The 6,001-nt window shown below is 66.9% G+C and carries 5 protein-coding genes; 3 read left to right on the forward strand and 2 right to left on the reverse strand.

The annotated features are described in order from the left end of the window. Positions 1 to 420 precede the first annotated feature (420 nt). From ACRDUX_RS04115 to ACRDUX_RS04125, 3 genes are read left to right on the forward strand one after another with little or no spacing between them, the layout of a single operon-like run. Positions 421 to 1,749, forward strand: coding sequence for a nucleotide disphospho-sugar-binding domain-containing protein (locus ACRDUX_RS04115; protein ID WP_526411289.1), 1,329 nt, complete (start codon positions 421 to 423; stop codon positions 1,747 to 1,749). Beyond that, positions 1,742 to 2,959, forward strand: a complete 1,218-nt coding sequence (locus tag ACRDUX_RS04120; RefSeq protein WP_526411291.1) for a glucosamine kinase — start codon at positions 1,742 to 1,744, stop codon at positions 2,957 to 2,959. Before ACRDUX_RS04115 ends, ACRDUX_RS04120 begins: the two co-directional genes overlap by 8 nt. Next, positions 2,956 to 3,918, forward strand: coding sequence for an SIS domain-containing protein (locus ACRDUX_RS04125; RefSeq protein ID WP_526411293.1), 963 nt, complete (start codon positions 2,956 to 2,958; stop codon positions 3,916 to 3,918). Before ACRDUX_RS04120 ends, ACRDUX_RS04125 begins: the two co-directional genes overlap by 4 nt. A gap of 13 nt (positions 3,919 to 3,931) precedes the next feature. Here the strand turns inward: ACRDUX_RS04125 and ACRDUX_RS04130 are convergent, their stop codons facing one another. Both ACRDUX_RS04130 and ACRDUX_RS04135 read right to left on the reverse strand, forming a co-directional pair. Then, positions 3,932 to 5,068, reverse strand: coding sequence for an SPFH domain-containing protein (locus tag ACRDUX_RS04130; protein WP_526411295.1), 1,137 nt, complete (start codon positions 5,066 to 5,068; stop codon positions 3,932 to 3,934). Between the two features lie 45 nt (positions 5,069 to 5,113). Further along, positions 5,114 to 5,332, reverse strand: a complete 219-nt coding sequence (locus tag ACRDUX_RS04135) for an NfeD C-terminal domain-containing protein (RefSeq protein WP_526411297.1) — start codon at positions 5,330 to 5,332, stop codon at positions 5,114 to 5,116. Between the last annotated feature and the right edge of the window lie 669 nt (positions 5,333 to 6,001).

A 6,001-nucleotide genomic window follows, 5' to 3' on the forward strand; every position in this document is an offset into this window, starting at 1 on the left:
ATGCACCACTGTTCACGATCCGCCGAGCCGTCGGCGGCATGAGCGGCATCGAGCATGGTGACCATCGCGGCCAGCCGCCGAGCACAGGCGGCGGACTCCACCCGGGTCCAGGCACCGACGGCGGAAGCCCCGCGAGTCCCCGCGGTCCCGGTCACCAACTCTTCGAACATGTGTACGAATCTAAACGGCGACTCCGACGGCCGCCAGCCTAAAACCCCAGGTTGGGGACGAATCGACGACTGTGGACAACCACCCCGCCACACCCCGAAAATGTCGGTACCGCATGGTATCCAGCAGCCGAACCGCCAGCTACTGCATCAGACGCCAACGCGTCGAGAACTTGCCGCGCTCGTCAGACCGCTCGCGCAGTATCGTCCCAGTCGGCCCACCACCCGTCCGAGCACGAAGGATCACCCGCCGATGCCACCGTCGCAAACCCCGCTGACGATCATGTTCTGGCCGGAGTCGGCGTACGGCCCGACGAACCAGTGCATCGGGCTGGCGGCCATCCTCCGCGACCGCGGCCACACCATCGTCTTCGCCGCGGAGAGCTCGTGGGCGGGCAAGCTCGAACCGTTCGGCTACCTCGAGGAGCTCGTCGATCTGGCGGAGCCCGAGCCGGCCGACGGCGCGGCCGAAGAGGATGCCGGAAGGTTCTGGACCGACTTCATCGCCGAGACGTCACCGGAGTTCCGCAAACCGACCGTCGAGCAACTCGCATCGTTCATCCAGCCCACGTACAAGGCGCTGATCGACGGCGCCAAGTATTGCGAGCCGCGCCTGCGGGAGATCGTCGCCAAGCACCGACCGGACGTCCTCGTCGAGGACAACGTGGTGCTCTTCCCTGCGCTGGTGACCTCGGGGCCACCGTTCGTGCGGATCGTCTCTTGCAGCCCGCTGGAGGTTCCGGGTCCTGGGGTACCGCCGCCGTTCTCCGGGCTGCCCAGCGCCGACCCGTCGCAGTGGGACGCGTACCGCACAGAGTTCGACCACACTCACCGCGCGCTCTGGGCCGACTTCGATTCCTGGGTTCGGGCTCAGGGCGCCGACGCGTTGCCCGAACTCGAGTTCATGCCGCGTGCGAACACCGCCAACCTCTACGTCTATCCGACCGAGGCCGACTATCTCGGCGCCCGGCCGCTCGACGCCAGCTGGACCCGGATGGACTCCAGCGTGCGCGAGACCGACGAGGCGTACGTGCTACCCGCCGAGATTGCCGAGCGGCCCGATGACAGTGCGCTGATCTACCTCTCGCTGGGATCCCTCGGCGGGGCAGACGTCGAACTCATGCAGCGGCTCGTCGACGTCCTCGGTACCACCAGGCATCGCATCATCGTCAGCATGGGTCCCCAGGCGGAGCGGATCACGTTGGCGGACAACATGGTCGGTGCGCAGATGCTGCCGCAGACCAAGGTGATCCCGCAGGTCGACCTGGTCATCTCACACGGCGGCAACAACACCGTCACCGAGACGCTGCACTTCGGCAAGCCGCTGATCGTGCTGCCACTGTTCTGGGACCAGTATGAGAACGCACAGCGCATCGACGAGCTCGGGTTCGGCGTACGGCTGGACACCTACGCCTTCGCCGACTCCCAGCTGACCGACGCCGTGGAGCGGTTGCTTGCCGATACCGCACTGCGCGGCCGGCTCGCCGAGGTGGGGGCCGCGATCCGTGCCCGCGACGGTCTGCGCGTTGGTGCCGACGTCATCGAGCAGGTGGGTAACCAGCACCGAGCGTCGGTTGACTGAATCCGGAGACAGGATCGTCGACACCCTCGACCTCGCCGAGGACAAGCGCCTTTCGGTGATATCCGGCGCGGACGGCCTGGCCGCCGTACCCATGACACGCGACGGAGATGGCTCTTGGCGGCGGGCCCAACCGGGTGACGCAGTGGCGCAAGCGTTGCTCGAGCTACTGGCAGAGGTGCCTCGGTCGGTGACTCGGGGCCGCTTCACGGTGCGTTCCTGGACTCAGCACCCGGCCGAAGGCGAGCGATCCGTCGGCGTCGACCAGACCAACGAATCGGTGATCGTCGGCGATGCGGCGGTGGTCAAGTGGGCCACTCACCTCCAGGATGGCCCGCACCCCGCGCCGCGGCGGATCAGCCTGCTTCGCGACACCGGTTTCGTCGGTGTGCCCACCGCGTGGGGGGTGGTCACCTGGCAACCCGCGCTCGGCGCCGAGACCTTGGTGGCGAGCGTGGACGAGTACCTACCCGGCGCGGTGGACGGTTGGACCTGGGCCGTCGACCTGATCACCGAGGCGGCCCGCGACCGCCTGCCTGGCCCGTTCGTCACCGCGGCCACCGACGTCGGCGCGCTGGTCGCAGAGCTGCACGCCGCGCTGTCAGGCACCGCAACCGTCGCCACGCAGCAGGACGCGGACCGATGGCGGCACGCCGCCCTCGAGACACTCGAAACCGTTTGTGCACTGGGTGATTGCGCCAGTGTCGTGGTTGCGCGTGAACGCGGCGACGAGATCGCGGCCATTCTGGACGGGCTCGGCGGGCTCGCGGGCACACCGATCATCGAGGGACACGGCGATCTGCACGTAGGCCAGGTGCTGCGAGCCGACGACCGCTTCGTGGTGACCGACTTCGACGGCAACCCCGTACTTCCCGCGTCGCAGCGGATGCTGCCCATCCCAGTAGCACTCGACGTCGCCGGCATGGTGCAGTCACTCGCGCACGCTGCGATCGTCGCCCGTCGGTACACCCAATTCGAGGGCGCCGCGCTTGGCGACGTCGACGAGGCAGGCCGCGTGGGATTCCTCGACGCGTACCGCTGGCGGATCGCCGAGCTGGGCCACGCGCATCTGTACGACCCGCGCCCACTACTGGCGTTCCGCGTACAGCAGGTCCTGCGCGAGATCGTCTACGCCGCAAGACATCTTCCCCGCTGGATGTACGTCCCCGACGCCGCGCTTCCAGCTCTTCTCGACGAAGGGACACATAAGTGAAACCGGATGGTTTCGCCGCGGACCTGTACCGCAAGCCCGAGGTGCTGCAGCGGCTCGCCGCGACGCTGGCGTCGGGCAACCCGTGGGCGGACGTGGTGCCGCCGAACGTCGAGCGGGTGGTCCTGCTCGGCATGGGGTCCTCCGCGTACGCGGGCGGCGTCGCGGCCGCCCGGATGCGGGCACGCGGCCTGATCGCATCATCGGAGTTGGCCTCGTCCCAACTGCTACCCGCTTGGGGTGCGGGAACACTCGTCGTCGCAACCTCCGCGAGCGGCGGCTCGGTCGAGACCCTCGACGCACTTGACCGGCTTCCCGGTGGCGTGAGCACCGTGGCGTTGACCAACACGGCGGACTCGGCCATCACCCGGCGTTGCGACGCCGTCGTCGAGCTGGAGGCCGAATCCGAGGTCGGCGGGGTGGCCTGCCGCAGTTACCAGCACACCCTTGCCCTCCTCTTGGCACTCGAATGCCACCTGGCGGGTACGGGCACGGCCGCCCTGAGCAGCTCCGTCGCAGCGGCAGCAGATGCGTCTGCCCACCTGATCAGCACCGAATCAAGCTGGCTGCCAGAACTTTCCGACCTCCTACTCGGTCCGGCGGGAACCCATCTGGCCGCGCCTGCACATCGCTTCTGCTCTGCCCAGCAGGGCGCCCTGATGCTGAGAGAGGGCCCTCGCTTGGCGGCCGTCGGCTGCGAAACAGGCGACTGGAGCCACGTCGACGTGTACCTGACCAAGACGACCGACTACCGACTGCTGGTGTTCGCCGGTTCGGCATGGGAGCCGCAGCTGGCCGAATGGACCACCGCCCGCGGCAGCACCGTGGTCGGCGTCGGGGCAAGCGTCCCCGGGGCGCGGTACGAGGTGCGCTACCCGGGTGATTCCGACGACGATGTCCGGTTGCTCACCGAGGTGCTGGTACCCGAACTGCTCGCGGCGCGCGCGTGGCGGGGCCAGTGATCTCGCGACGTGCCTAGCGACGGTCGTTGGACGAGGCGCTGAGTTCGATCTGATCAGACACTTCGTCGGACTGTTCCTGACCGATTCCGCTGCGCAGCGAGTCGAAGATCGCCAAACCCTGACCAACCAGGCCGGTGGCAATCTCGCTCAGCCCGTCGACACCATTGAGGACCGTCAGGTTCGCGCCTGACAGACCTCGCGCGGCCTGCTTGACGATTTCGGGCAGCTGGTCGATCAGCATCCGATCCAGTGCCACGCGATTGTGCGAGGCTGCGGCTTCGGCCTGGATCTTCATCTTCTCCGCGTCGGCCACCGCGAGTATCCGGACGCGCTCTGCTTCCGCCTCGGCGGGCTTGACCACTTCCGAAACCAGTTCCTGCTGACGGAGTTCCGCGGCGCGCTGCGCCAACTCGGTGCGCATCTCCAGCACTTCGCGCCGGGCCTGCGCCTCTGCCAGCGGCCCGGCCTGAGCGGCCTCGGCCTGAGCCTTGTCGACCTCCGCCTTGTACTGGGCCTTGACGATCGCGGTCTGCCGCGCGAACTCCGCCTGGTTGCGTTGTGATTCCTGCTCGGCCTCGGCAGAGGCTTGGTTGGCCCTCGCCTGCGCGATCTGCGCCTGCTGCTGGATGGCGGCGTTGTGCGGTGCGGACATGGCCAGGATGTATCCCAGCGCTCCGTCGTCGATCGACTGGATCTGCAGGGCGTCGACGGTCAATCCGATCTTGATCATCTCCTCCTTCGAACCGTCGAGCACCTCGGTGGCCAGCTTCTGCCGTTCCTTGATGATCTGTTCGACCGTCATCGACCCGATGATCGAGCGCAGGTGGCCCGCGAAGACTCGCCCTGTCAGGACGGCCATCTGATTCTGATCCGACAGGAATCGTTGGCCGGCGCTGACGACACTCTCACTGTCGTTGCCGACTTTGAACGCGATGACCGCCCGAACGTTCAAGGTGATCCCCTGCTGGGTGACGCACTTCTCTTCGACCTCGGCCTCACACATCGCCAGGGTGAGGAAGCGGACCTTTCTGAAGAACGGCATGACGAACGCGCCGTGTCCGGTGACGACTCGGAACGGCGCATTGCCAGCGGCTCGACCGCCGGCGATCAGCATTGCCTGGTCGGGTGCAGGAACTCTATAACCGAACATGTTGTACTCCTTGACTATTCGTTCTTGTCATCGGCGGGTGTGCCGTCAGAAATCGAGACCTGACCACGCCTCGACCAGGACTGTCCGGGGACCTCGAGTGTCGATCACCAGTACTTCGGCCCCCCTGGGCAGGGGTTCCGGCGACCACGCCAGATAGGCCTCTTTAGATCCCCGCACGGTCAGAAGTACCTCCCCCGCCCCCTGGGACCCCCTGGTCGCCACGATCAAGGGTCCTACGCAGCCGATCACCGAGACATCACCCATCCCTTCGATGATCCTCTTCCTGAAGCCTTCGCCGCGAGCTCAGTCTGGTCGAGGACAGAATGCTTCACAGCAACCATTCAGCACGGCGACCCGCACGGCCCTCATCCGACGCACGCACCGCGCCCTGGCTTCAATGTCGGGATTGCGCAGCCGAACGATCGCGCTGCCGCCGACCGCGCGATCGACACGCTGCAACCTCAGCCCCGCACGGCGACTGGCGAGGGAATCTTGACTTCGCCGATGTACCGGTACCGGGATTCGCGTTGGCCGCATGTCACGGCCAGCACTCTTGCAGGACATCGGCAGGCGCAATCGTCGCAACGCTCCCCCGTCCGGCGTTACGTTGAGCAGTGAAATGCGCCCGTGCATCCCGTGGGGAGCGAAGTCATGACAGTCCCGGTCGGCATACGCACCCGGCTCGAGCCTGCGGCGCAGTCACTGGTGGTCTCGTGGACGGCAGGGACGTCGTGGTGACCGGCCGAGGGCCACTCGGCGTCTCAGCGCTCAGTCGTCGAGTGTCGTCGTTCGTCCACCTTCTCTCTCCGGTGCTTTCGCTCAGATTGAAAACCGTTGCAAAATGAATGATTTCACGCGGCGGACATTCTTCGGGGCCTGTGCGCTCGGCGCCGTCGCGGCGAGCGCTCCCGGTTTCACGGCTCGCGCCTCGCC

Origin of the sequence: Mycobacterium sp. (genome assembly GCF_050701675.1) — a bacterium.
In the GTDB taxonomy this organism is placed as follows: domain Bacteria; phylum Actinomycetota; class Actinomycetes; order Mycobacteriales; family Mycobacteriaceae; genus Mycobacterium.